26 protein-coding genes are annotated in these 24,200 nt (G+C 41.6%); 6 read left to right on the top strand and 20 right to left on the bottom strand.

Going from position 1 to position 24,200, the window contains the following annotated elements; genetic code table 11:
• Nucleotides 1-2: 2 nt before the first annotated feature.
• On the bottom strand, nt 3-1,700 hold the full coding sequence (locus IQ13_RS09795; protein WP_144886158.1) for a L,D-transpeptidase family protein: 1,698 nt from the start codon (nt 1,698-1,700) through the stop codon (nt 3-5).
• Nucleotides 1,701-1,778: 78 nt separating this feature from the next.
• On the opposite strand from IQ13_RS09795, the gene IQ13_RS09790 reads away from it, so the two are divergent.
• Complete coding sequence (locus IQ13_RS09790; protein ID WP_242009522.1) at nt 1,779-2,489, top strand: M15 family metallopeptidase; 711 nt, start codon at nt 1,779-1,781, stop codon at nt 2,487-2,489.
• Here IQ13_RS09790 and IQ13_RS09785 read toward each other — a convergent pair.
• The 12 genes from IQ13_RS09785 to IQ13_RS09730 all read right to left on the bottom strand — a co-directional run bounded on the left by IQ13_RS09785 (nt 2,482) and on the right by IQ13_RS09730 (nt 12,384).
• Nucleotides 2,482-2,784, bottom strand: a complete 303-nt coding sequence (locus IQ13_RS09785; RefSeq protein ID WP_144886156.1) for a DUF952 domain-containing protein — start codon at nt 2,782-2,784, stop codon at nt 2,482-2,484. The two genes, IQ13_RS09790 and IQ13_RS09785, sit on opposite strands and share 8 nt — an antisense overlap.
• Nucleotides 2,785-2,786: 2 nt before the next feature.
• The gene (locus tag IQ13_RS09780) at nt 2,787-3,230 is read right to left on the bottom strand and encodes a VOC family protein (RefSeq protein WP_144886155.1); all 444 of its coding nucleotides are present in this window, start codon (nt 3,228-3,230) and stop codon (nt 2,787-2,789) included.
• A 9-nt stretch (nt 3,231-3,239) separates the two neighbouring features.
• The gene (locus IQ13_RS09775; RefSeq protein WP_144886154.1) at nt 3,240-4,235 is read right to left on the bottom strand and encodes a chorismate synthase; all 996 of its coding nucleotides are present in this window, start codon (nt 4,233-4,235) and stop codon (nt 3,240-3,242) included.
• Nucleotides 4,236-4,240: 5 nt separating this feature from the next.
• Nucleotides 4,241-4,576, bottom strand: coding sequence for a hypothetical protein (locus IQ13_RS09770; protein ID WP_144886153.1), 336 nt, complete (start codon nt 4,574-4,576; stop codon nt 4,241-4,243).
• A gap of 19 nt (nt 4,577-4,595) precedes the next feature.
• Nucleotides 4,596-5,882: a 3-phosphoshikimate 1-carboxyvinyltransferase gene (aroA, locus tag IQ13_RS09765; protein WP_144886152.1), complete on the bottom strand. Its 1,287-nt coding sequence runs from the start codon at nt 5,880-5,882 to the stop codon at nt 4,596-4,598.
• A gap of 46 nt (nt 5,883-5,928) precedes the next feature.
• Nucleotides 5,929-6,954 (bottom strand): 3-dehydroquinate synthase, encoded by a 1,026-nt coding sequence (gene aroB / locus IQ13_RS09760; RefSeq protein ID WP_144886151.1) that lies wholly within the window; start codon nt 6,952-6,954, stop codon nt 5,929-5,931.
• Between the two features lie 150 nt (nt 6,955-7,104).
• Nucleotides 7,105-8,193, bottom strand: coding sequence for a chorismate mutase (locus IQ13_RS09755; RefSeq protein WP_242009521.1), 1,089 nt, complete (start codon nt 8,191-8,193; stop codon nt 7,105-7,107).
• Nucleotides 8,194-8,388: 195 nt separating this feature from the next.
• Nucleotides 8,389-8,835 (bottom strand): GNAT family N-acetyltransferase, encoded by a 447-nt coding sequence (locus tag IQ13_RS09750; protein WP_144886150.1) that lies wholly within the window; start codon nt 8,833-8,835, stop codon nt 8,389-8,391.
• Nucleotides 8,832-9,680 carry a prephenate dehydrogenase gene (locus IQ13_RS09745; RefSeq protein ID WP_144886149.1) on the bottom strand — a complete coding sequence of 283 codons (849 nt, stop codon included), beginning with the start codon at nt 9,678-9,680 and terminating at the stop codon, nt 8,832-8,834. Before IQ13_RS09745 ends, IQ13_RS09750 begins: the two co-directional genes overlap by 4 nt.
• 17 nt (nt 9,681-9,697) lie before the next feature.
• Nucleotides 9,698-10,849, bottom strand: coding sequence for a pyridoxal phosphate-dependent aminotransferase (locus IQ13_RS09740; protein ID WP_242009520.1), 1,152 nt, complete (start codon nt 10,847-10,849; stop codon nt 9,698-9,700).
• 1 nt (nt 10,850) lies between these two features.
• A complete protein-coding gene (locus tag IQ13_RS09735; protein ID WP_144886148.1) occupies nt 10,851-11,750 on the bottom strand; it encodes a prephenate dehydratase in 900 nt (299 codons plus the stop codon).
• Nucleotides 11,751-12,198: 448 nt separating this feature from the next.
• Nucleotides 12,199-12,384: an entericidin gene (locus IQ13_RS09730; protein WP_144886147.1), complete on the bottom strand. Its 186-nt coding sequence runs from the start codon at nt 12,382-12,384 to the stop codon at nt 12,199-12,201.
• Between the two features lie 143 nt (nt 12,385-12,527).
• On the opposite strand from IQ13_RS09730, the gene IQ13_RS09725 reads away from it, so the two are divergent.
• Both IQ13_RS09725 and IQ13_RS09720 read left to right on the top strand, forming a co-directional pair.
• A complete protein-coding gene (locus IQ13_RS09725) occupies nt 12,528-13,094 on the top strand; it encodes an RNA polymerase sigma factor (RefSeq protein WP_144886146.1) in 567 nt (188 codons plus the stop codon).
• Between the two features lies 1 nt (nt 13,095).
• Nucleotides 13,096-14,193 (top strand): S1C family serine protease, encoded by a 1,098-nt coding sequence (locus IQ13_RS09720; RefSeq protein WP_144886145.1) that lies wholly within the window; start codon nt 13,096-13,098, stop codon nt 14,191-14,193.
• An 81-nt stretch (nt 14,194-14,274) separates the two neighbouring features.
• Here the strand turns inward: IQ13_RS09720 and IQ13_RS09715 are convergent, their stop codons facing one another.
• From IQ13_RS09715 to IQ13_RS09690, 6 genes are all read right to left on the bottom strand, one after another.
• Nucleotides 14,275-14,733: a DUF3276 family protein gene (locus IQ13_RS09715; RefSeq protein ID WP_144886144.1), complete on the bottom strand. Its 459-nt coding sequence runs from the start codon at nt 14,731-14,733 to the stop codon at nt 14,275-14,277.
• Between the two features lie 110 nt (nt 14,734-14,843).
• Nucleotides 14,844-16,664, bottom strand: a complete 1,821-nt coding sequence (locus IQ13_RS09710) for an ABC transporter ATP-binding protein (protein ID WP_144886143.1) — start codon at nt 16,662-16,664, stop codon at nt 14,844-14,846.
• A 112-nt stretch (nt 16,665-16,776) separates the two neighbouring features.
• A complete protein-coding gene (locus tag IQ13_RS09705) occupies nt 16,777-17,205 on the bottom strand; it encodes a CBS domain-containing protein (protein WP_144886142.1) in 429 nt (142 codons plus the stop codon).
• A 93-nt stretch (nt 17,206-17,298) separates the two neighbouring features.
• A complete protein-coding gene (locus tag IQ13_RS09700) occupies nt 17,299-17,793 on the bottom strand; it encodes a cupin domain-containing protein (protein ID WP_144886141.1) in 495 nt (164 codons plus the stop codon).
• Between the two features lie 96 nt (nt 17,794-17,889).
• Nucleotides 17,890-18,327 carry a YqaE/Pmp3 family membrane protein gene (locus IQ13_RS21485; RefSeq protein ID WP_199758220.1) on the bottom strand — a complete coding sequence of 146 codons (438 nt, stop codon included), beginning with the start codon at nt 18,325-18,327 and terminating at the stop codon, nt 17,890-17,892.
• Nucleotides 18,328-18,371: 44 nt separating this feature from the next.
• Nucleotides 18,372-18,890, bottom strand: a complete 519-nt coding sequence (locus tag IQ13_RS09690; RefSeq protein ID WP_199758219.1) for a TM2 domain-containing protein — start codon at nt 18,888-18,890, stop codon at nt 18,372-18,374.
• A gap of 180 nt (nt 18,891-19,070) precedes the next feature.
• Between IQ13_RS09690 and IQ13_RS21370 the strand changes: the two genes are divergently transcribed.
• Nucleotides 19,071-19,226, top strand: coding sequence for a C-type lectin-like domain-containing protein (locus IQ13_RS21370; protein WP_158637362.1), 156 nt, complete (start codon nt 19,071-19,073; stop codon nt 19,224-19,226).
• Between the two features lie 145 nt (nt 19,227-19,371).
• Here IQ13_RS21370 and dnaK read toward each other — a convergent pair whose 3' ends face one another.
• Nucleotides 19,372-21,276, bottom strand: coding sequence for a molecular chaperone DnaK (dnaK, locus tag IQ13_RS09685; RefSeq protein ID WP_144886140.1), 1,905 nt, complete (start codon nt 21,274-21,276; stop codon nt 19,372-19,374).
• 269 nt (nt 21,277-21,545) lie between these two features.
• On the opposite strand from dnaK, the gene IQ13_RS09680 reads away from it, so the two are divergent.
• Nucleotides 21,546-23,468, top strand: coding sequence for a tetratricopeptide repeat-containing sensor histidine kinase (locus IQ13_RS09680; RefSeq protein ID WP_144886139.1), 1,923 nt, complete (start codon nt 21,546-21,548; stop codon nt 23,466-23,468).
• Between the two features lie 32 nt (nt 23,469-23,500).
• Complete coding sequence (locus IQ13_RS09675; protein WP_144886138.1) at nt 23,501-24,160, top strand: YdeI/OmpD-associated family protein; 660 nt, start codon at nt 23,501-23,503, stop codon at nt 24,158-24,160.
• Nucleotides 24,161-24,200 lie beyond the last annotated feature (40 nt).

The raw sequence follows: 24,200 nt of genomic DNA, 5'->3' as shown, positions 1-24,200 counted from the left end.
CGTTATTTTGTTGAGAAATAAGCTTCACGAGCTATTTTGTCTTCGTTATAGATGTCTTCAAAAAAAACAAGTCTGCCATGTTTAACTGCTACGGTAAAATAACGGAAATAAACCGGCAGTTTACTTTTTACTTTTACCACATGTTTTTCTTTTCTGTCGAGCCACACACGAATCGAATCGCTCTCAACTCTTGACGCATCGAACTCGTAATTCATACTGTCTAAACCGGAAATATAATAAGTGAGCTTCTCCCACTCCTGTACACGCACACAACCATGACTTAATGCCCGCTTATCGTTTTTAAATAAATAGCGTTGATTGGTGTCGTGCAGGTAAACCGAATACTTATTCGGAAAATTAAACTTCATAATTCCTAAAGCATTATCATCGCCACTACCCTGCACAATACGAAACGGTATTCCTTTTTTGTACTTCGTCCAATCAATTGTATACGGATCAACCTCCTCACCCTCCCAGGTCATCAACGAGTAACCTTTCTTTGCAAGGTAACCGGGATTCTTACGCAAAGCCGGCACAATTTCTTTCATGATGATGCTGTTGGGAATCGTCCATTGCGGATAAACAACCATATCGCTAATGCGGCTTGTAAGCAAAGGTGTACGGGTGATTGGTTTACCTACCACCACTCTGCTTTCAAGACGAAGTGTGTCCTGATCCCACAACTGTAATTGATAAGCAGGCAGGTTTACCCAAATGTAACGTTCGGGCATTTCTGCAGGTAACAATTTATAACGGTCGAGGTTAATGGCAATGCGTTTGAATTTTTCCTCATCGGTATTGTTCAGATAGCGTACTACCTGCGCACCAAACCTGCCATCTACAGTAAGCTTTTTATTTTTCTGCAGTTTGATCAATGCATCTTTTAACTGAATACTGTCAACTTCTTTTATCTGCCAGCTCAGCATACCCTCTTCCTGTAAACGTTTGGTAAGTGATTGTACAAACTCTAATGAATCTTTGTAAGGATAAGAAACATAAGTAAACTTATGCTGGAAATCGGCACTATCAAGAAACGATTGAAGACCATTTTTCAAATCCACATAACCTTTATGCTTTGGTTCTAGAGCCTGCAATATGCCCGAAAGCTGTTTGCCTTCTTTTACCTGTTGAATAAGCGATGTATAAAAACCATCTGTTATTAACGAATCGGTTCTGGCCGACAAACTATCAGGCTTTAAACGTCCGATGTATAAGTGCTTAGCTATAGCAAAAAAAGCATCTGTTAACAACACATCCGCTTTCGACCATAAGCCAGCATCTCTCCGATCGCCTGTTGAAGCAGTATCGGCAGCAAAACGATCAGCCAAAGTTTGCATTACCCCATTGTGGTATTGATTGGGAAATAAACCATACCGCTTCGATTCTTTAATAAACAACATCAACGAATCGGCTGCCGGTAAAAAAGCTTCATTGCTGCACCATAAAGCTTTATAATCTGTTTCGGAATAATACTTTTTAACATCAGCAATTAAGACAAACGTCGTCGTATCGTCAAGCTCACCTTTATCCCCGATTGCAGAAAGATATTCGTTGATATTTGTTTCAACCCGCTGGTTCATTTGTGCCGGCTCCTCAACAATATCTTTTATCTCTCCCGGCTTCCCCTCCGTACAGGAATAACAGAAAACGAGTAGACAGATGCCTAAACAATAAAACCAGGGATCGAATGCTTTTCTCATGTATTTATTACATTTATTCTTCCATTACCAATCGGTTAAGCAATGGTTGTTTTTCAGATAATTAAAATAACAAAACGGTTGCACATAGCAATCGGACTGATCTGCTTTTTTTTAAGCAGCACAACGAAAGCTGAAGCACAGACAACTGTAACAAGTTCGTATGGTGTTCGCTACATTGCATCGGAAAAAAGTTACAAGCATACGTTAAAAAAAGACAACCATAAACAAATGGTTGAATTAAAAACAAAAATGCCGGGTTTAGTTTACGATTTACGTTATGCTACTGTAAACAATTTCGTAAAACTACCGCTGTACCCGGTAACAACCACATATACCTTTTTGCGCTTGCCTGCTGCCAACGCCTTGCAACAGGTGCAGGAAGAATTGAAACAAAAAGGATATGGTCTGAAAATTTTTGATGCCTACCGTCCTTATTCTGTTACCGTAAAATTCTGGGAGTTGATCAAAGACGAACGCTATGTTGCAAATCCTTCAAAGGGAAGCGGGCACAACCGTGGGCTGGCAGTTGATTTAACCATCATTGATTTGAAAACAGGTATTGAATTAAATATGGGAACAGACTTTGATAATTTTAGTGATACAGCACATCATTCGTTTACACAATTAAACACAACTGTATTACAAAACAGGAAATTGTTAAAAGACATAATGCTGAAACATGGTTTTTCTGCATTGGAAACAGAATGGTGGCATTACTACTGGCCCAACGACAGGAACTATGAAGTGCTGGATCTTGACTTCAAGAAACTGAAAAAGCTTGCTAATTAAGTTCAACCACATCTACCACCGCATCTATATTGATCATTCCGTACACATGCGGAAAAGTATCTTCTGTTGATGGACTCCATTCGAATACAAAACGACTCGTCAACTTATCGGTATCGATCACCAGTTTTACAAGATTAGTTTTGCCTGCAAAATAACGTTCAAGCACACCTGCCACCTGGTTTTCTTGTGAACAATGGATAAAACCTTCGGCTTTTAAAGAGGGAGATTCGTAAGCACCAACTTGCTTTGCCGCATTCCATTCGGCAGCTGTAGTAACATGATAAATAATAGGCATCGTTAACGTTTTACTTCGTTCAGTTCAATAAGGTAACCATCAGGATCGGCAACATAAATCTGTACTGCACCATCAAAACGAACCTGCTTGTGAAAGCTCATCTTGTGTTGCGTTAAATATTTTTCAACAGCAGCAATGGATGTAACAAACAACGCAAAGTGACTGCCATTGCGATCGTTCTTTACTTCAAAATCTCTTCCGGCCAGTAAATGAATCTGTTGATCTGCTCCCAACTTGAACCACGAACGGATAGCTTTTAAAGAATCAGGCACAGCAACAGGTTCTAAACCCATAACGTCTCTATAAAATTTTGTACTCGCTGCAATATCTTTTACATGCAGGGCTACATGATTATGTTTCACCACTTCAATTTTTGCATCGGTTTGTGCAAAAGCGGAGCCGGTAAGAAGCAAGGCAAAAAAAGCAATCGATATTTTTTGAAACATGATATAAAGTTAAGAGACGATTCGTTTGATCCGTTGCTCCTGCAACATGAGATCGGCTAATACAATCGCTGTTGCAGCTTCAACAATTACAGGGGCACGCAACGCAACACAAAGATCGTGACGACCTTTAATAGAAAAATTTTCTGTCTGCGCTGTATCCCAGTTCAAACTGTTTTGTTCTTTAGGCGTAGAAGAAGTTGGTTTGATGGCCAAACGAAACAGCAGTTCATTTCCATTGCTGATGCCGCCTACTACGCCACCTGCATGGTTGGTTCTTGTTTTACCACTCATATCTTCAATCGCATCGTTGTGTTCGCTGCCGAACATTTTTGCCGCAGCGAAACCTGTTCCGAATTCCACACCACGTACCGCAGGTATAGCAAACATCATCTGCGCCAATACTGATTCTACAGAATCAAAATAAGGTTCACCCAAACCAACAGGTAAACCTGTCACTCTGCATTCAACCAAACCACCAACAGAATCTTTTGCATCAATAGCATTCTGCAATCCTTTTTCTAAATCTTTTTCACCACCTATTTCTGTTACCTCAGCATGAATTGTAATACCAGGCATCAGCTTTTTTGCAATGGCGCCTGCTGCCACTAAACCTGTTGTAAGTCGTGCACTGAAATGCCCGCCACCACGGTAATCTTCATGACCACCAAACTTTTGATGCGCTACCCAATCGGCATGACCCGGGCGTGGAATGCTGCGTTGCTTTGCATAATCTTCGCTACGGGTATTATTATTTTCAAAGAAAATCGCAATCGGGAAACCGGTAGTTTTATCATTAAAGGTTCCGCTTTTGAAAAACGGATAATCCGCTTCCTGGCGGGGCGTTGTTCCTTTTTGTTTGCCGCCTTTTCTTCGTTCGAGATCGGGCAAGAGATCATCGGCTGTTAAAGCCAATCCTGCCGGACAACCATCAACCACAATACCTACACTTTCGCCATGCGATTCGCCAAAGATGGATACACGAAATAATTTACCAAATGAGTTCATAAAAATTATGGTCGAACTTTCTTAATTAAAAGTATTATTAAATAAACAATTCTATCTAAGATAAGGGCACTCACAAAAGAACAAATAAATATAGGTAGCCAGAAATTCATAAACATTTCGAAAAAACCACCTACTTCAAACTGCCAAAAAAAATAAAGTAACCCAGAAAGAAACAAGTCAAATACTTTTCTTAAGAAAATCTCAGAACTGCTTAATACTGGGCTGTTTTTAGAACCAACAGCAACTAACAAAGTCCAGACAAAAAAAGGAAATAATAAAACTGTTGTGCTTACAACAATAGGTATATTAAACCCTTTAAATAAAAACCGAACTAACTTCAACTGCTACTGATTTATTGAATCAGTAAGATACGGAAGCTTTTAATAACTTAAGATGCTCATAAAAATCAGGATACGATTTATTGATTGCTTCTGCTTCTTCAATTATTACATCACCTGCAGCTTTTAAACCAGCAACTGCACAAGCCATTGCAATACGATGATCGTGACGGGAATGCACAGTAGCACCTTTTAATCTGCCGCCGCCATGAACGATCATGAGATCATCCTGCAACTCAATTGTTACACCCAGCTTTGCAAATTCTTCCTGCAGTGTTAATGCACGGTTACTTTCTTTATGTGTTAAACGTGTGGTGCCTTCAATCACCGATTTGCCTTTGCAGTAAGATGCCAAAGCAACCAACGGCGGAAACAGATCGGGACATTCGGTTGCATTAAAATGGAAAGGCTTTAATGGTGCCGGACCAATTTCAATCTGTTCGGGCTGAATAGAAATAATGCAACCGCAATCCATCAACGCCTGTAACACGGCTTTGTCGGCCTGTGGAGAAAACACATCCAATCCTTTCACGACAATGTTTCCGGCAATTGCACCTGCAACAAGTAAGAAAGCAGCACCACTCCAATCGCCTTCTACGGTGTAGTGGTGAGTCGTGATCCCGATAGCTATCGGGAGTGAGTCGTGAGTGGACGGAGCAAAATAAAACGATTCGTAATTTTTATTCTCCGGCACTTTCAAACCAAACTGTTTCATTACATCGAGCGTAAGATCGATGTATGGTTTGCTTTTAAGATTGGTCACAGTGATCGAAACATCACTTGCATTGCTGGCTGCATACGCCAGCAACAAGCCCGTTAAGAACTGTGAGCTGAGTGAACCATCAATGGTAATATTTTCCGGAACGATCGGCCCTTGGATATTCAACGGCAACTTACCTTCATTACTTTTCACCTGCACACCCAGCTGTGGCAATATCTCATCAAAGAAATCCATTGGCCTTGTCACCAAACTGCCGCTGCCGTTCACCGTTAGTGCATGATTGCTCAATGCCACCAGTGGTGTAAACATGCGGATGCTTAATCCACTTTCGCCGCAATTGATCTCGCTGCTTACGGGTTGCACACCATTGCTTTCAATAATGAGTTCATTCCCATTGTTGGCAACAGTACCACCCAGGCGTTGGGTAATATCCATCGCTGCTTTATCATCGTTACTATGACCTGGATTTTTAATGATACTTTTTCCTTTCGCCACCAATGCAGCAGCGCATGCACGCTGCATCGAACTTTTTGATGCGTTCGACTGAATGGTTCCCGTAATAGTTGATGGATGTATTGTAACCTTCATGATTCAAGTGCAGCGAATCACTTTAAAAATGATGCGCCGTCTTTACTTATAAATTTTCAATTAATTCTTTCAGCTGCACCAAAGGAATATTCATCACTTTGGCTTCGCCTATTTTATTGAGCACAACATATTGCATTACATCCTGTGCTTTCTTTTTGTCTTTCTTCAATGTTTCAAAAGCTTCTGCCTTATCAAACAAAAAAGAAGAAGTGAGTCCGTATTGTTCAATAAGCCTGGTGAGGCGTTGCGTTTCGGCAGAAGAAAAATTGTTGATCGTTTCCGAAATTTTTGCTGCTGCAATCATTCCGATTGTTACTGCATGACCATGCATCAGCAAATATTTATTCTCAATTGCATGTCCAAGCGTATGTCCAAGATTCAACAACTTGCGATCAGCTTTTTCAAACTCATCTTCCTGCACCACTTTGGTTTTAATTAAACAGTTACGTTCAATTAACTGCTGCAATGCTTCTTTGTTGCTCTGGTAGTATACGATTGAATGTTGCTCCAGCTCATCAAACATCGCTGCATCTTTAATAGCAGCATGCTTAATGACTTCTGCAAAACCGTTTTCCCATTCTTTTAAGGGCAACGATTCCAGCAACGAAACATCATACAATAAAAACGAAGGCTGACGGATAGTACCCACCATGTTCTTGTAAACTCCTACATCAATTCCATTCTTACCACCAATGCTTGCATCAACCATGGCAAGAATAGTTGTAGGAATAAAGCCGCAGGCAATACCACGCATGTACACCGCAGCAATGTAGCCAACCATATCGGTTACCACACCACCACCAACACCCACAAGTGTTGATTTACGATCGGCACCCAATTCGATCAACTGCCGAATAACATCATCAACTGTTGCTTGTATTTTATGCGCCTCACCTGCTTTCATTACAATGGTTTTCCAGCCATTGAATTTTGCAGGGTGTGCAGCAAAAACATTTTCATCGGTAATGAGCACAGTGCTGTGGCTATCTGCAATTGCAGACAGTTGCTCCATACTGCCGTTGAAATAATAATCAACCGATGCGGTAGAAAATTGGTAGGTCTGTTTTACCATAATATGATTGCCACAAAGGCACTAAGGCACAAAGAAAAAAGATGAACTGTCCTTCGACTTCGCTCAGGATTGAATAAAACGTACAAGTGTGCGACGCAACTGCAGCAACATAGCATTACTGCAGCCCACTCACAACTCATCATTCACCACTTACGAATCCAACACCTTCTTCTGATGGTTAATGCTTTCCATGTGCACCGCATCAAAATACTTGGTGATAAACTCTTTGCTCAAACCTTTACGTTCGCCTTCTCTGTAAGCACGCTCCAGAATTTCGTTCCAGCGGTTTGTTTGCAAGATGGTGATATTGTTATCTTTTTTGTACTGACCAATGCTTTCAGCAATTTTCATACGCTGACCAATGATCTGCATCAACTCGTCGTCCAAATGATTGATCTGCTGACGCAATTTTTCCAATGCAGCATGATATTCTTCCGATGCCACATCTTCTTTACGCCAGATGATGTTACCGATCATTTCACCCAAACGCTCAGGAGTAACCTGTTGTTTCGCATCGCTCCATGCATTGTCTGGATCAATATGACTTTCGATCATCACACCATCAAAGTCGAGATCAATTGCACGTTGTGCAGTTTCCTGCAAAATATCTCTGCGTCCGCAAATATGCGAAGGATCATTAATGATCATCATCTCAGGATTGCGACGTTTCATTTCAATCGCTAAATGCCACATCGGTGCATTGCGGTATTCGGTATTACCATACGAGGAAAAACCACGATGGATCAAACCAATTTGTTTAATACCTGCACGTGCAACACGCTCTACTGCACCACTCCACAACTCCAAATCAGGATTGATCGGGTTTTTGATCAACACAGGCACATCCACACCACGTAACGCATCAGCTACTTCCTGTACGCTAAAAGGGTTCACCGTTGTACGTGCACCGATCCATAATACATCAACATCAAACGTCAACGCATCTTCTACTTGTTTAGCAGTTGCTACTTCTGCTGCGGTTGGTAAGCCTGTTAACTGTTTTGCTTTTTGTAACCAGGGTAAACCTTTTGCGCCAATCCCTTCGAACATACCGGGTTTGGTACGAGGTTTCCAGATACCTGCACGCAGAATATCTACTTTACCTGTTGCGGCTAACTGTTGCGCTGTGGCAACCAGTTGCTCTTCTGTTTCGGCACTGCAAGGACCACTGATCACCAGCGGACGTTTATTCCATGCTGCCTGCACTTTTTCTTTCATGTTTGCTTCTAATGTTTGCATTGTTATTGGTTGTAAAGTTAAGTTTTATGTTGCGAACACTTGTTCTGCTATTTGGCTGCTGTTGTCTTCGAATCATCCAGTGAATGATTCGCTCACTTCAGCGTTCTTAATTCTATTATACAAACCCACCCCTTTCAATCACTCTTCATGTTTTACTTTCTGCCACCCCTCCAAGGAGGGGATGAACACTCTTGCTCACTCATCATTCATCTCTCTAAATCTTTCTTCCGTCATTTCAAATTTGATCTCTCCTTTTCCATGCAAACCCGTTTCAATCCATCCCTGCTTGCGATAAAATGTTTCTGCTCTTGTTCCCGGACTTGTACTCAACCAAACCGCTTCATTTGTCTGTTCAAAGTACCAGTTCATCATCAGGTCGTGTAATTGTTTACCGATGCCTCTTGCCTCCACATCAGGATTCACAAACAAAGCCCAGATATTGTGATCCACTAAATCAGCAATCGCAAATCCAACAACTGCATCACCGATGGTGCACACCCATCCTTTTCCACGTTTCGTAATATATGCTTCCACATCAGAATCGCTTACCAATGCAGGATCACTCAATGTGTTTTCCTTTACAGCATTGCGTACAATCTGCATTTGATGAATATCCTGTATGGTCGCTTCACGAAAGATCATTTAATAATGCGTTTGATATTGTTTGCATGTTCAATCAACCCTCTCAACTCCTGTTCGTTACTCTCTTCAATTTTATCTCTGAATTTTTTCAGCTGTTCAATGTGCTCGTTCAATACATCCAGCACATTTTCTTTGTTCTGGATAAAGATGGGCACCCACATAGCAGGATTACTCTTTGCCAAACGCACCGTGCTTTCAAAACCTGCACTCGCCATTTCAAAAATGGCATTGTCTTCTTTCTCTTTTTGCAATACCGTATTTGCTAATGCAAAGGAAGTGATGTGTGAAATATGACTCACATACGCCGCATGCAGATCATGTGCTTTCGCTTCCATGTTCAACAGGTGCATGCCAATTTTCTTATACATCGCTTTGGTCCATTCCAACGCATCCAGGTCGCTGTCACCTTCATCACAAATGATTACTGCTTTATTTTCATAAGCGTTCCGTACTGCTGCAGCCGGACCGCTATATTCCGTACCCCACATCGGGTGCGTTGCAACATATCGTCCACGTTTTGGATGATTGCCAACTGCTTCTGTCAATTGCGATTTGGTTGAACCAAGATCAATTACAATTTGATTTTCAATTTTATCAAGGATCGATGGCAACAGGCTCACCATTTTATCAACCGGGAAAGCCAACACAATTACATCGCTTTGTGCAATCGCTTCATCCAATGGCAAAATTTCATCTACCAGTTCCAGCTCCAGTGCCTTTGCTTCGTTTTCTTTGCTGGCATCCACACCAATCAATCGTGATGAGATTTTTTTCTCATGCAGACGAATGGCGAGTGAACCACCAATTAAACCCACTCCAATGATTGCAATACGTTTACGTTCCATGATCAATTATTCAATTATCATTTTTTAATTCTGCTGATTGCTTCTTCAAACCGTTCAACCGGTGCACACAAGCTGATGCGGATATATCCATCACCCGCATTACCAAAAATACCGCCCGGTGTAATAAATACATTACTACCGTACAACACTTCATCACTCACTTCGTAACCTGTTTTATAGTTCGCAGGAATCTTTGCCCACACAAACATGCCCACTTGTTCCTTTGAATAGTTACAGTTCAACAGATCGAGTAATTCAAATACTTTCTCTCTGCGTTCACGGTAAATTGCATTGACGCTATCGTACCAATCTTTACCCAAATTCAATGCTTTTGCTGCAGCTAATTGTAAAGGCAAAAACATACCACTGTCCATATTGCTTTTAAAACGCAGCACTTCATCAATACGTTCTTTTGCACCGCTTAACATGCCCACTCTCCAGCCGGCCATATTGCTCGATTTGCTCAGTGAGTTTAATTCCAGTACACAATCTTTGGCACCATCAACGCTCAACAAACTCATCGGATTGTCATTCAAAATAAAACTATACGGATTATCATGAATGATGAGGATACCTGTTTTCTTTCCAAATGCAACGAGTTGTTCAAACAGTTTTTTATCAGCTGCCTGTCCTGTTGGCATTTGCGGATAGTTCACAAATAGCAACTTCACTTTTGAAAGATCGCTTGCTTCCAATGCTGCAAAATCAGGAGCGTAATTATTTGCCTCGGTTAGATCATAATCCACGCAAATGCCACCTGCCAATTTCACAGCGCTTCTGTATGTTGGGTAACCGGGGTTGGGCACCAGTACTTCATCGCCTTCGTTCAAATACGTCATACAGATATGCATGATACCTTCCTTACTTCCAATCAACGGAAGAATTTCGGTATCGGCATTCAGCTCCACGTTGTACCAGCGTTTGTACCAATCACTCATGGCCTTGCGCAACACAATCGATCCTTTGTACGATTGGTAACCATGTACATTTGGCTTTACACTTTCTTCCTGCAATACTTTAATTACATCAGGATGCGGGGGTAAATCAGGACTTCCAATACCAAGATTAATGATCTGCTTGCCTTGCTTATTCAACTCCTCTATCTCTCTCAGCTTTTGAGAGAAATAATATTCACCAATGCTCTCCAATCGTTTTGCTGTCTGTATCATATTAAACTGTCTTTCCGTTTTTGTAAACACCATAGATCTTCAACTCAACAGTTGAAGGTTTAATTGCTTCGATCACTTTATGAAACTGCTCAATGGTTTCAAATTCCATATCGGCATGGAAGCTGTATTTAAAATCGCTACCGGGAATAGGAAAGCTTTGCAGCTTACTTAAATTAATGCCACCATCAGCAATTTGTCCAAGCACTCTTGCCAGGCTTCCTTTCGAATGATCGGTTACAAAATTCACCGATGCTTTATTGGCTTGTTCAATCGAACCGTTTTGCTCACGTTGTAAAATCAAGAAACGTGTGTAATTGTTTTTCATGGTTTGAATACCGGGGGCAATCACGTTCAGTCCATATAATTCGGCAGCAAGTTTGCTGGCAATGGCAGCAACATGCTTGCTCTTATGCTGGTAAATATGTTTTGCGCTCAACGCCGTATCTTCTGTTTCAACCAACTTCCATTTGTATTTATCTAAATAGTCGTAGCACTGCTGCAGAGCCATTGTGTGGGAGTGCACTTCTTTAATGTCTTCGAGTTTCACCCCCTGGTTGACGATGAGGTTTTGTTTGATGTGCAGGTACACTTCACCAACAATGGTGAGGTTACTTTTTTGCAATAAATTATAATTGGGCAAAATGCTGCCGGCAATGGAATTCTCAATGGCCATTACGGCTCCATCGCTTTCTTTTTTGTTGGCACCGATCTTCACCACTTCCCTGAATGTGGCACAGGGAATCACTTCCACATCCTTTCCAAAGAATTGTCTTGCCGCTTCCTGGTGAAAACTGCCTTCGTAACCTTGAATTGTAACTTTTGGCCCCCTCCGCCCCCTCAAGGGGGAACTTGCATCCGCACTTACCTCGCTTGTTACACTCTCTGTTTTTTTGCTTGTCATCTCTAAACTCATTTTAGTTTTTTGTTTTACTCCCCTTCAGGGGATGGGGGTAAAATGAAGAATCCCGACCTTTTGGCCGGGATTCTTTATGTTGATTTCGTTTGTTCGTTTAGTTCGCTTTCAACAAAAGGAGTCCCGGCCTCGTTCTAAAGTAGAAGAAGCTAAAATAAAAGAAACGGTATCCTTTGTTTGTTGTCATCGAGTTCAAATGTAGACAGGCTTTTCAATAAAACAAGCGTTAGCCGAAGAAAAAATCTGTGCAAACGTTATTCATTGTATAGCTAACAAACGCTGTTTCAGGGGAAATCATTCCCTGAAACGAAAAAAGCCATTCCAGGAATGGAACGGCCGTTAACGATTGCTTGCCATATGAAAATTTTTATTTCGGTCTCATCACTCCCCGGCAAGCTGGGACTGTTCACTCTTCACGGTGAGCCGAACGCTGAAATTACTTCTTAGTTGTGTCAGCTTTAGTTGTATCTGCAGCAGGAGCAGCTGTAGTATCAGCAGCAGGAGCAGCAGTAGTGTCAGCAGCAGGAGCTACAGCAGTAGTGTCTGTAGTAGCAGCTTTTTCACCTTCATTGTTACAAGCTACAAAACCGAGGATAGCGAACGCTAATAAAACCTTTTTCATTCTTTTTGATTTTTTAAAAGTTTAAGATAATTATCGAGGATTAATACCGGCACCGAAAAAAGGTAACCCGACTTTTTTAAATTTTTTTTTTAGCCGTTCTTTGGGTTACAATTTGCCCTTTTGGGTATTAAAACTGAGATATAGTGAAACCTGACATCAACGAATCGGAATTACTGGAAGGCTTAGCCCGTAACGACAGGAAGGCGGTGGAAACCCTTTACAAGCTGAATTACAGCATGGTACAGGCGTTTATAGTGAACAATAATGGCTCTACCGACGATGCAAGAGATGTTTTTCAGGAAGCGATGATTGTTCTTTACGAGAAGGCAAGAGATGGATCACTTGAGCTGAACTGTCAGATTAAAACCTATGTTTATTCGGTTTGCCGGCGACTTTGGCTGAAGCGGTTGCAACAGCTCCAACGATTTGGAACCCCAGTAGAAAGCATGGAAGAGGTGGTACCGGTGGAAGAGGAACTGGAAGAGCATGAACGCAAGAATGAGGCTTTCGGGGTAATGGAAAAGGCACTCTCCCATTTGGGCGAGCCCTGCAAAAGCCTGCTGGAATCTTACTATATCCAGAAAAAGCAAATGCTGGATATTGCTGCCGAGTTTGGTTATACCAATGCCGACAATGCAAAGAACCAGAAGTATAAATGCCTGATGCGGTTAAAGAAATTATTCTTTGCACAATACAAAAAAGTGGATTGAGATGGATGAGATTTTACTCTTAGATGCAACAGAACGTTACCTCAACGGCGAAATTAACGCCGAAGAGAAAGCGATGTTCGAGCAACTCCGCCAGACCAACCAGGAGGTTGATCAACTGGTGGTGGAGCATACGTTCTTTTTGCAGCAGTTTGAGCGCTATGGTGGGTTACGTGAAATGAAGCATACGCTGCACGATGTACACAACCAGCTGATGCAGGATGGTGAAATAAAAGAAGAAGTATTATCTGGCAGTGCCAAAGTGGTCAACTTATGGAAGCGTTACAAACGCACCATTACCATTGCAGCGTCTATTGCCGGTGTTACAGCTCTTTCTATCAGCAGCATGACACTCTTAGTTGCCCCCAAAGGCAACGATAAAGCGCTTACCGAGCTGGGTAAAAAAGTAAACCAGTTTGAAAGCCGCCTGAAAGCAACCGATAGTAAACTGAATACGGTTATCAGCAAAATAAATCCCGACATTGTTATTACCGGTATTGGTTCTGCCTTTTTGGTTGATGGCAAAGGTTACCTGGTAACCAATGCACATGTGGTTAAAAATGCCAAAGGAGCTTTTGTATCGAACAACAAAGGAGCAGAATTTAAAGCGCAGATTGTAAAGGTTGATGAAGAACGGGATATTGCAATTTTAAAAATAGAAGACAAAGATTATAAAGCAACAGCAACATTGCCGTACAGCATCCGCAAATCTTCTACAGCAATAGCAGAACCTATTTTTACGCTGGGTTACCCACGTAACGAAATTGTTTATGGCGAAGGTTATCTCAGTGCAAAAACCGGTTTCAACGGCGATACGCTCAGCTGCCAGATTGCAGTTGCAGCAAACCCCGGAAACAGCGGTGGTCCTGTATTTAACCGCTTTGGCGAAGTGATCGGTATCCTCAGCACCAAAGAAACAAAAGCTGATGGTGTTGTTTTTGCCATCCAGTCGAAATACATCATTGATGCAGTGAACGAATTGAAGAAATCTGATTCGTCTGTTGATTTGAAGCTTACTTCTAAGTCATCTTTAAAAGGAATGGATCGTACACAGCAAGCGAATAAAGTGCTGGAGTATGTGTACATGGTAAAAGTGTACTAATCGTTTTTCCCTTTGATGCTAAAAAATAAAGAAGCCCCGCAAATGCGGGGCTTACTTTTTATCAGTTGGTTTTGATTTGGCTTACCATTTATCAACTTCTTCGTTGGCAAGGTTGTCGCCGCTTGCCGCAGGTACTTCTTCTTCTACTGCTGCAGAAGGAGCTGGAGCCGGAGCTGCTGCAACCACAGGTGCTGCTACTACCACCGTTTCCTGTACATCGTTATAATCACCATCACCACTTGACGGGGCATCTTCGTGGTTGAATGCGTCGAAATCGAAATCAGGCATTAACTCAGTTTTTACATAATCAACCGCCTCATTCAATCCTTTAATAAACTTGTTGAAATCTTCTTTGTACAGAAAAATTTTGTGACGGTCGTAACCTTCACCGGTAAAGCGCTTACGGCTCTCCGTAATTGTGAGGTAATAATCATTGCCACGTGTTGATCTTACGTCAAAGAAATACGTTCTTCTCTTTCCGGCACGGATACGTTTGCTGTAAATACTCTCCATGCGTTTGTCATTGTTTTCGTACGCCACAGTTTTTAGGTTTTAGTTGTCAATGCTTATTTTCAAACAGCGACAAAGATATATTTCTTTTCGATTTGGCAAAATTTTCCAAAAAGCCCTGAAACTGTTGATTTTCACTGCTAAGAAACGGTTTCTTCGAGTTGCTGGCGGCTGTATAAATCGGCATACAAGCCCTGTTTTTGCAACAGTTCTTCGTGGGTTCCCTGCTCGGCAATGACACCATCGTCCATCACCAATATTCTGTCGAATTGCAGGAGTGAGAAAATGCGGTGTGTAATTACAATGGCCGTTTTATCTTCCAGGTATGTAGACAAGTGTGTGAGAATTTCTTTTTCGGTGCGGGCATCAACCGCATTCAAACAATCATCGAGAATAATTAAACCGGGATTTTTAATTAACGCACGGGCAATGGAGATGCGTTGCTTTTGTCCGCCGCTTAATGTTACTCCACGTTCGCCAACTATTGTTTGGTATTGCTCGGGAAAAGTTTGAATATCCCGATGTACCGATGCAGATGTTGCTGCAGTTTTTATTGCCTCTTCGTTTTCATTGCCACCACCAAAAGCAATATTGTTAGCAATAGAATCGCTAAACAGAAATACTTCCTGGGGCACATAACTCACCTGCCGGCGATACGCTTGTAAAGCTAGGTCTTTGATGTCTGTACCATCAATGCGAACAACGCCGGTCGATGGGTCATAAAAGCGCAACAGTAATTGTGCAATGGTAGATTTACCTGAACCGGTACGGCCAATCAAAGCAATTTTCTCTCCTTTCTTAATCGTTAAGTTGAAGTTATTTAAAGCCCTGATACCGGTGTGCGGATAGGTAAAGCTTACATTTTCAAATTCAATATTTCCCTGCAACTTTATTTCCACGCCTGCTTCGGTAACAGGTATGGTAGAGGTGGTTAATAAAAATTCGTTTAACCGGCGCTGTGAGGCTGCTGCACGCTGGATGGTGCTTGCTACCCAACCAATGGCGCTTACCGGAAACGCCAGCATGGTAAGGTACATGATGAAGGCCGCCATATCGCCAAAGTTGATCTGGCCATTCATATATTTTAAGCCACCAATCAATACCACCAGGATCGTACTGATGCTGATGATTAAACCCATGATGGGGAAATAGATTGCTTCCACCTTGTACAAAGCGGTGGCACTCGTACGGTAATCTTCGCTGTTTTTTTCGAAGAAGCGAAGCATGGCTTTTTCCTGCACAAACGATTTAATTACACGTATGCCGGAATACGATTGCTGGGCATTGGTAGTAAGGTCGGAAAGTTTGGCCTGTACCTCTTCGCTTTTTTTGTTGATGATGTTGTTTACATAATAAATAGCAATAGCAAGTATGGGCAGTGGTGCCAATACATACAACGAGAGCTCAGGATTCTTCTTTACCATGTAGTACACACTCAGCCAAATCAATGCGATGAGGTTGATGAGATACATGATCGCCGGACCGGTATACATCCGCACACGGCTTACATCTTCGGCCATCCGGCTCATCAGATCGCCGGTTTCGTGTGTTTTGTAAAAATTGGTATCGAGCTGCAGGTAATGTTGAAATACTTCACTCTTCTGATCGTACTCAATATGGCGGCTCATTACAATAATCGTCTGCCGCATCAAAAACATAAAGAAGCCACGGAGAATGGCAAACAGCAACAATACCAAACCAAATAAGGCTACAATACCGGTAAACGAAAATTTTAACTGCTCAATCCAGCCAATGGTAATTGTAACAAGCCAGTCGTTTTGTTGTACAATTTTTTCTTTTGCAGCGCCTGTTAAATAGGCCTGTACCTTATCAATGATATAGCCGGTAACCTGCGGTGCAAGCACAGCAAAGTAGTTGGATATGAAAATGAAAACTATGCCCAGTATTAACCGCCACCTGTATTTCCAGAAGTATTTGTTGAGATGCGAGAGTTGCTTCATGCGTTTGCAAAGGTACAAAGGGAACAGGTACTGCATAGCCGTTCATCAAATGAAAGACGAGATTAACAACCTGCAACCTAAGTAGTAGTTTGCCCCCTAAAAGTTACTAAAGTTACGACTGGATATAATTCTGCAACTGCTCAATCGTTTCCTTTTGCGACAGAATCGTTTCTGTTACCACATCGGTAATAGAAATAATGCCGCAAACATGATCGTTATCGAACACAGGCAAATAACGGATATTGCTTTCGCTCATAATGTGCATGCAGGTTTCAATGGAGTTATCGGGAGTAATGCGTGGCAATCCTGTACTCATAATATCCTTCACCAGTGTTTCTGCCGAAGCTTTTCCTTTAAGAATTACTTTGCGGGCATAATCACGTTCCGTCATTACACCTAAGTATTCGCCGTTTTCCATTACCATTACCGAACCAATATTTTTATCGGCCATTAATTGCAATGCCTGTAATACCGGTAAGCCGGGTTCAACAGAAATAATGTTTGCGCCTTTGCGTTGAAGTAAGTGTGCTACTTTTCTCATAGTCCCGGTTTTTTTGTTGCCTTAAGTTAATGAAATAAAAAAGATGTGCGTTATTGTCGCACATCTTTTTTATGATAAGAGCTGAAAAAATAATTAACGGCCGAAATCATCCTGCAGACGAACAATATCCTCTTCGTCTGATGGGTTGGATGGATCGGTATGTTGCCATATTTCGGCAATAATGCCCCAGCCATTCAAACCAACCAAACGATGACGTTGGCCTTTGCTTAAAACAATAATATCGCCCGGTTCAAAATGACTTACTTCTGTTTGCTCATCGGTATCGCTCATCACCACGCCTACTTCGCCTTCTACCACTCGCCAGATTTCTGCACGACGGTGATGATATTGCCACGAAAGACGTTGCCCCGGTGCAACACATAAAATTTTCGGACTTAATTTATTTCCCAACATCAACTCTTCTTTCTTGTATGTAGGAAAATATTCTTCAATGAATTTATCGGCCTGGCTTTCGTCCAGTACAAAAAAACCACCCCAGGGTCGTGTAAAGTCGAATGTATTAATACGAAAACCGTTGGCTTCGATCAATTGTTTCTGTTGTTCTAAAATCGATAGTTTGTCGCTCATTGTTTTAAAATTGATGATAAAAGTATAACAGGACACGCTGCTAACAAAAAAAGGCTCTCAAATTGAGAGCCTTTTTTTGTTCAGATTATTCTTTTATTAATAATAATTCTTCATTACTACCAATGCATGAATAAAACCAGGTAACCAGAAGAGGAAAGTAAGAACCAGGTTAATGATCCATGTACTGCCGCTCCAGTTATCCATAACGCCCATTGCGATCCATGCTAAACCGAAAATAGCCAAAACAATGTACAAGCCTTTTGGAATTTCTCCGCCGGCACGCTTTGCTTTCTTTTGTGCCATTTTCAGGGCCATTTTTTGTGCAAAGTTCATCTTCTTACCTGTCATTGCTTTTACTTTTTCAGGAGTAAGCGACAGGAATGCTTCCATATTAGAAGCTTTTACGTTTGCAATTGTTGCTTCAACACCTGCTTTCGCATTGTCGGTGGCATCAACAGGTACAGTAATAATTCCTGCTGCATTAGAAGAGATGCTGTACACAACAGCCAAGAGAACGATGATTAACTTTCTCATAGTGAGCTTAATTTTTGGTTAATAGATGTTATAAAAATAGGTAATTAGTCGGTATAAGAACCATCTACCGGTTGATAACTTCCTGTAAGGATGCGGATGAAATCAACAAACGCCCAGATGCTTACACCTAAAATAATGATGTAGCCAATGATAGCCAGTACAGGCAATGCGGCCAAACCTGTAGCTGTAGTAGTAGTTGCCGCAGCTGCAATACCTGCAACCATTAAAACAATACCCAGTATTGTTCCTAACAATTTAATAATACCATTGCGTTTGTTGCCAAGATAAAAATCGTGTACACCAAAACCTCCAAGGAAGAAGGCGAGCAATGCGGCTACGATTTTGCTTTTATCGCCGGCACGTTTTGCTTTTTGAGCAACTTTTTCAAATTTGTTCTTCAGAATTTTCATGAAGAGCTTGCCTTTTGAAGCTTTCTTGGTTACAACAACATTTGTTGCTGCAGCAGCTTCGGGGGCAGTGAGTGTTTCCGGAACAGAAACAAATGCAGAATTGGTAATGAGGGTAACAAACATTACCAGGAAGAGAAGGGTAAATTTGCGCATAGAAAAGGTTTAATGTTACTAATGGGCGGCAAAATAGGGAAAAGATTGAAATAAAAACAACCACATAAATATGTTGTGTAAAAAGATGGATCAACCGCTGATTTTACTGTATACATTTGGCTCAAGCTTGTACTTTTCTATTTAGCTTGCTTCCCTTATCTTCGCAAAAATTTCAACGAAATGGAAAAGAAATCATCTGCATTAAACTGGATCCTGTTTTTTGTTTCTGTAGTTGTATGTGTGGCTATGTACCTGTCGCCCATGTTTGCCAACTATATTACCGCTACTTTTCCGTTTATCTGTTACTACTTTGTAAAGGCGCTGGATTTAATTTAAGCTGAAGCTTACATTTTATATAGATAGCCCGTTGCGGAACTGCGACGGGCTTTTTTGTATACCTATCTTACTATGTACTATAAAAAAGCCCCAACTTTTGCTGGGGCTTTAAAATTATAATTCACTATTCACAACACACCTGTCACTACTTCACTTCTTCAAACTGTGCATCTTCCACATTATCACCTGCTGCACCGGCACTTGCTCCAGCGCCCGCATCAGCTCCTGGTTGTGCAGCTTGTGCATCCTGCGTTGCTTTGTACATTTCTTCGCTGGCTGCTGTCCATGCTGTGTTCATTTCAGTCATAGCTGCATCAATAGCTGCGAGGTCCTGTGCTTTGTGTGCATCCTTCAGTTTGGTAAGAGCAGCTTCAATCGGCGCTTTTTTGTCGGCACCAATTTTATCACCATATTCTTTCAGTTGCTTTTCTGTTTGGAAAATCAAGCTGTCGGCCTGATTAATTTTCTCCACCTTTTCTTTTTCTGCTTTATCGGCTGCTTCGTTGGCTTTCGCTTCGTTCTTCATCTTTTCAATTTCTTCCTTGCTTAAACCACTACCTGCTTCAATGCGGATCTTTTGTTCCTTACCGGTGCCTTTGTCTTTTGCACTAACATGCAACAAACCGTTGGCATCAATATCGAAGGTTACTTCAATTTGCGGAACACCACGTGGAGCCGGCGGAATACCATCGAGGTTAAACATACCCAGGCTCTTATTGTCCTTTGCCATTGGGCGCTCACCTTGCAGTACATGAATCTGTACACCCGGCTGATTGTCGGATGCTGTAGAGAACACTTCACTCTTCTTAGAAGGAATGGTTGTGTTGCTGGCAATGAGCGTTGTCATTACACCACCCATTGTTTCAATACCGAGGCTCAAAGGTGTAACGTCGAGCAACAGTACATCTTTCACTTCACCTGTTAATACCGCACCCTGGATGGCTGCACCTACTGCAACTACCTCATCGGGGTTTACACCACGGTTGGGCTTTTTACCAAAGAACTTCTCTACAATTTCCTGCACTTTAGGGATACGTGTACTACCACCCACCAGAATCACTTCATCAATATCGCCGATACCTAAGCCTGCATCTTTCAAAGCAGCTTCGCAAGGCACTAAGCAACGGGTAAATAAATTATCGGCCAGTTGCTCAAATTTGGCACGGCTCAATTTCAGTACAAGGTGTTTAGGTACACCATCCACTGCTGTAATGTATGGGAGATTGATCTCTGTTTCGCTGGAAGAAGAAAGCTCCACTTTTGCTTTTTCAGCTGCTTCTTTCAAACGTTGTAAAGCCATCGGGTCTTTACGGAGATCGATATTTTCCTGTGATTTGAACTCATCGGCTAACCAGTCGATGATTACTTTATCAAAGTCATCACCACCAAGGTGTGTATCACCGTTCGTAGATTTTACTTCAAATACACCATCGCCCAATTCGAGGATTGAAATATCGAATGTACCACCACCAAGGTCGAACACAGCGATCTTCTGATCTTTATGTTTTTTATCCAAACCATAAGCTAACGCAGCAGCCGTTGGTTCGTTTACAATACGGCGAACATTTAAACCGGCAATTTCTCCGGCCTCTTTTGTAGCCTGACGCTGTGCATCGTTAAAGTAAGCAGGTACGGTAATCACCGCTTCTGTTACTTCCTGGCCCAGGTAATCTTCAGCAGTTTTCTTCATTTTCTGAAGCACCATTGCCGAAATTTCCTGTGGTGTATAAAGTCTGCCATCTATGTCAATACGAACGGTATTATTGTCACCTTGTGATACTTTGTAGCTCCAGTGTTTAATTTCTTCGCCCACTTCGTCGAACCGACGACCCATGAAACGCTTCACAGAGTTGATGGTATTGATAGGGTTAGTGATCGCCTGACGTTTTGCAGGATCGCCCACTTTACGCTCGCCGTTTTTCAAAAAAGCCACTACCGACGGGGTTGTACGGCGTCCCTCGTCGTTTGCAATTACAACAGGCTCGTTTCCTTCCATTACCGAAACGCAGCTGTTTGTAGTTCCTAAGTCGATTCCTATAATCTTGCCCATGATATGGATTGTTTTTAAGTTCAATTACAGTACTCAATGATGATGCCATGCGGTAGAAAAGTGAAAAAATGGCAGAAGGACAGAAAGCAGCTTGCAATTCTTGTCTTTTTCACCCTGTGCCGGCTTTTTTTAAAAAAAGAACTCGGTTTTTTTATGGGTCTAAAGCTTACTTGTTTACCCCTAATGCCGCCACATTTTACTTATCGCATGGTTTAATTATTTTATCTTGCAAGCACTGCATAACAGTAGCCAAAACCGACTAAACAACATTGTACCGCTTTTTTCTCTCATTATTAATTGCCCTTTGCCCTTTTTGTAAAGGAAAAAGTCAACAGATCGATTCGTTATTGCAGCTGCTCAATAATCCGGATCTGCCCGATACTGTTCGCATCAATACGAACAACTCCATTAGCCGGCAACTCTCATTTATAAAGCCAATTGAAGCGCTCAATTATACACAGAAGGCCATGGAGCTTTCGCAAAAAATCAATTACAAAAGAGGCACTGCCGAATCGTACCGGAACCTCGGCAGCATTTATGCCTATTATGGCAGTTATTACTTAACGGTATTTAACCTGCAAAAAGCCATCGATGGCTACAAGGAACTGAACGACTCGATTGGACTGGCAAACTGTTATATTTCCATGGGGCATATGTACCGTTACCTGCATAATATTCCGCAGGAAATAACCTATCATAAACTTTCGTACGATATGCATTCCCGGCTGGGCAATGCAGAGCGCATCGGGGTTACTTCGCATAACTTAGGCGAAAGTTATTATAACAATAAAGAACTGGATAAAGCTAAGGAGCTTACGGTAAAGGCAATTGGCATTAACAGCTCTATCGGCAATGTACAAGTGCTGTCGTCCTGCTATAAAGTAATGGGTAAAATACTGATGGCAGAAAAGAATGATACAGAAGCCGAAGTTTACTTTAAGAAAATCCTGCATATCCACGACTCGCTGAAAGACAATTCGCAAAAAATTGCAACGATCGAAGCGTACATTCAACTTGCGAATATTTATAAGCAACGTAACAATATAGCTGAAGAAGAACGGTATTTACACGACGCAGCAGAATTTGTGGCTAAATACAAGCTTACCAATTATACCCGGCAGATTTATCTGGACCTTATTGAATTGTATACACAAACCAACAGGAAAAATAAAGCGCTTGCGTATACCACTAAATACCGACAGGTTTCGGATAGCCTTGCTAAAATTGAATCGCAGGATAAAAACCAGCTGGTGGCGTCTTTTACAAAACTCTACCAGGTTGAAAAAGAAAACAGCATACTCGAAATAGAAAACAAACTCAAAGACGAACGTGCAAAACGTAAAAATGTAATCATCTATTTTATCGGAAGCTTTTCAATCGTCACCATTATCCTGTTGGTGTTGCTTGTGCGGAACATCAACAAAATTCGCAGCACCAACGAACAGCTGGAGCAAAAGAACATGATTATTGAAAGCCAGAATGAAAAACTGGAAGAGTTAAACGAAACAAAAGATAAGTTCTTTGGCATTGTATCGCATGATCTGCGGGCACCATTGAGTGCAGTTTCGTCGTTTACAGATTTGTTACTTGGCGGGCAATTGAAAAATTTACCCGAAGACCAAATGAATGAACTGGTAACCGAATCGAAAAGCCTTATTGACAACGCACGCAAATTAACCGACGACCTGATAACATGGGCTCAGCTGCAGATGAAGAAAGAAGAGGCACACCCTTCGTTATTTACCGCAGCAGAAGTGGTAAATGATGTAATTGCTTTATTTAAAGAACCTGCTGCGCAAAAGCAAATAACCATCGGCCATACAATTGATCACAAACTGCAATTGTATGCCGATAAAAATCAATACACATTCATTATCCGCAACCTCATCAACAACGCTATAAAATTTACGCCGGCAGGTGGCTCGGTAACTATTTCAGGCACATCGAACAACAACAGCACAACCGTATTGGTTACCGATACAGGTATTGGCATGAGTAAAGATGTAAGCGATTCTATTTTCCGTGTTGGAAAACTGAAAAGTAAAAACGGCACTGCAGGCGAAAAAGGTACCGGCCTCGGTTTAATACTTATGCAGGAGTTTGTACAACTTAATAAAGGCAAAATCAATATTAACAGCGAACAGGGCAAGGGCAGTACAATTGCAGTTACAGTTCCTGCAACAGCAGAATAAATAGCTGCTTATCTTTAAGAAATTTGTTTTGTATGCCCTCTACACTCGCTCAAAAACTACGCATCAAAGAAGGTTCTGTTTTGCTTACATTGAATGCGCCCAAAAACTTCGAAAAGAGTTTAGGTAACCTTCCTGCCGATGTGGAGATAACCACTACAGGCAAGCAATTTAACCAGGTACATTGGTTTGTATTGAACCGGGCACAAATGGAAAAACAAATCAATAAGGTGCTGAAGCTGTTGAAACCGGAAGTGACGGTGTGGATGTATTATCCTAAAGGCACATCGGGTATACAAACCGATCTTACACGTGATAAGGGTTGGGATTGTTTATTGGCTGAAGGTGACAAGCTCACGTGGATCAGTTTGATCTCATTTGATGCTATGTGGAGTGTATTTGGTTTCCGGCCAAAAACAGCAGCCGATAAAAAGAAAGAAGCTACGCCCAAAGTAAGAGAGATTTTTAACTGGGTAAACCCAACTACCAAAGAAGTAAAACTGCCCGATGATCTTGCAGGGGCTTTGAAGAAAAATAAAAAGGCCAACGAATTCTTTCAAGCACTTTCATTTACCAACAAGAAAGAATACATTGAATGGATTGTTACAGCCAAACAGGAAAAAACAAGAACCGAACGTGTAGAAGGTACCATTGAACGTTTGGGCAAGCAGTGGAAAAATCCGAGAAATCTTTGATGATGACTAACCCAACGGGTGACTGTTTTTCTTACACGAT

The sequence above is a fragment of the Lacibacter cauensis genome, assembly GCF_007830055.1.
Taxonomy (GTDB): Bacteria; Bacteroidota; Bacteroidia; order Chitinophagales; family Chitinophagaceae; genus Lacibacter; species Lacibacter cauensis.
This window is presented reverse-complemented; position numbering and strand designations above follow the sequence as displayed.

Excerpts from the sequence above, each read along its gene's own strand:
- IQ13_RS09700 (WP_144886141.1), bottom strand. The coding sequence starts at position 17,793 with ATGAGCGACAAACTATCGATTTTAGAACAACAGAAACAATTGATCGAA.
- aroB (WP_144886151.1), bottom strand. The coding sequence starts at position 6,954 with ATGGTAAAACAGACCTACCAATTTTCTACCGCATCGGTTGATTATTAT.
- IQ13_RS09775 (WP_144886154.1), bottom strand. The coding sequence starts at position 4,235 with ATGAACTCATTTGGTAAATTATTTCGTGTATCCATCTTTGGCGAATCG.
- IQ13_RS09740 (WP_242009520.1), bottom strand. The coding sequence starts at position 10,849 with ATGATACAGACAGCAAAACGATTGGAGAGCATTGGTGAATATTATTTC.
- IQ13_RS09780 (WP_144886155.1), bottom strand. The coding sequence starts at position 3,230 with ATGTTTCAAAAAATATCGATTGCTTTTTTTGCCTTGCTTCTTACCGGC.
- IQ13_RS09720 (WP_144886145.1), top strand. The coding sequence starts at position 13,096 with ATGGATGAGATTTTACTCTTAGATGCAACAGAACGTTACCTCAACGGC.
- IQ13_RS09730 (WP_144886147.1), bottom strand. The coding sequence starts at position 12,384 with ATGAAAAAGGTTTTATTAGCGTTCGCTATCCTCGGTTTTGTAGCTTGT.
- IQ13_RS09705 (WP_144886142.1), bottom strand. The coding sequence starts at position 17,205 with ATGAGAAAAGTAGCACACTTACTTCAACGCAAAGGCGCAAACATTATT.
- IQ13_RS09785 (WP_144886156.1), bottom strand. The coding sequence starts at position 2,784 with ATGCCTATTATTTATCATGTTACTACAGCTGCCGAATGGAATGCGGCA.
- IQ13_RS09755 (WP_242009521.1), bottom strand. The coding sequence starts at position 8,193 with ATGCAAACATTAGAAGCAAACATGAAAGAAAAAGTGCAGGCAGCATGG.
- IQ13_RS09735 (WP_144886148.1), bottom strand. The coding sequence starts at position 11,750 with ATGACAAGCAAAAAAACAGAGAGTGTAACAAGCGAGGTAAGTGCGGAT.
- IQ13_RS09750 (WP_144886150.1), bottom strand. The coding sequence starts at position 8,835 with ATGATCTTTCGTGAAGCGACCATACAGGATATTCATCAAATGCAGATT.
- IQ13_RS09690 (WP_199758219.1), bottom strand. The coding sequence starts at position 18,890 with ATGCGCAAATTTACCCTTCTCTTCCTGGTAATGTTTGTTACCCTCATT.
- dnaK (WP_144886140.1), bottom strand. The coding sequence starts at position 21,276 with ATGGGCAAGATTATAGGAATCGACTTAGGAACTACAAACAGCTGCGTT.
- aroA (WP_144886152.1), bottom strand. The coding sequence starts at position 5,882 with ATGAAGGTTACAATACATCCATCAACTATTACGGGAACCATTCAGTCG.
- IQ13_RS21485 (WP_199758220.1), bottom strand. The coding sequence starts at position 18,327 with ATGAGAAAGTTAATCATCGTTCTCTTGGCTGTTGTGTACAGCATCTCT.
- IQ13_RS09745 (WP_144886149.1), bottom strand. The coding sequence starts at position 9,680 with ATGGAACGTAAACGTATTGCAATCATTGGAGTGGGTTTAATTGGTGGT.
- IQ13_RS09675 (WP_144886138.1), top strand. The coding sequence starts at position 23,501 with ATGCCCTCTACACTCGCTCAAAAACTACGCATCAAAGAAGGTTCTGTT.
- IQ13_RS09795 (WP_144886158.1), bottom strand. The coding sequence starts at position 1,700 with ATGAGAAAAGCATTCGATCCCTGGTTTTATTGTTTAGGCATCTGTCTA.
- IQ13_RS21370 (WP_158637362.1), top strand. The coding sequence starts at position 19,071 with ATGGAAAAGAAATCATCTGCATTAAACTGGATCCTGTTTTTTGTTTCT.
- IQ13_RS09710 (WP_144886143.1), bottom strand. The coding sequence starts at position 16,664 with ATGAAGCAACTCTCGCATCTCAACAAATACTTCTGGAAATACAGGTGG.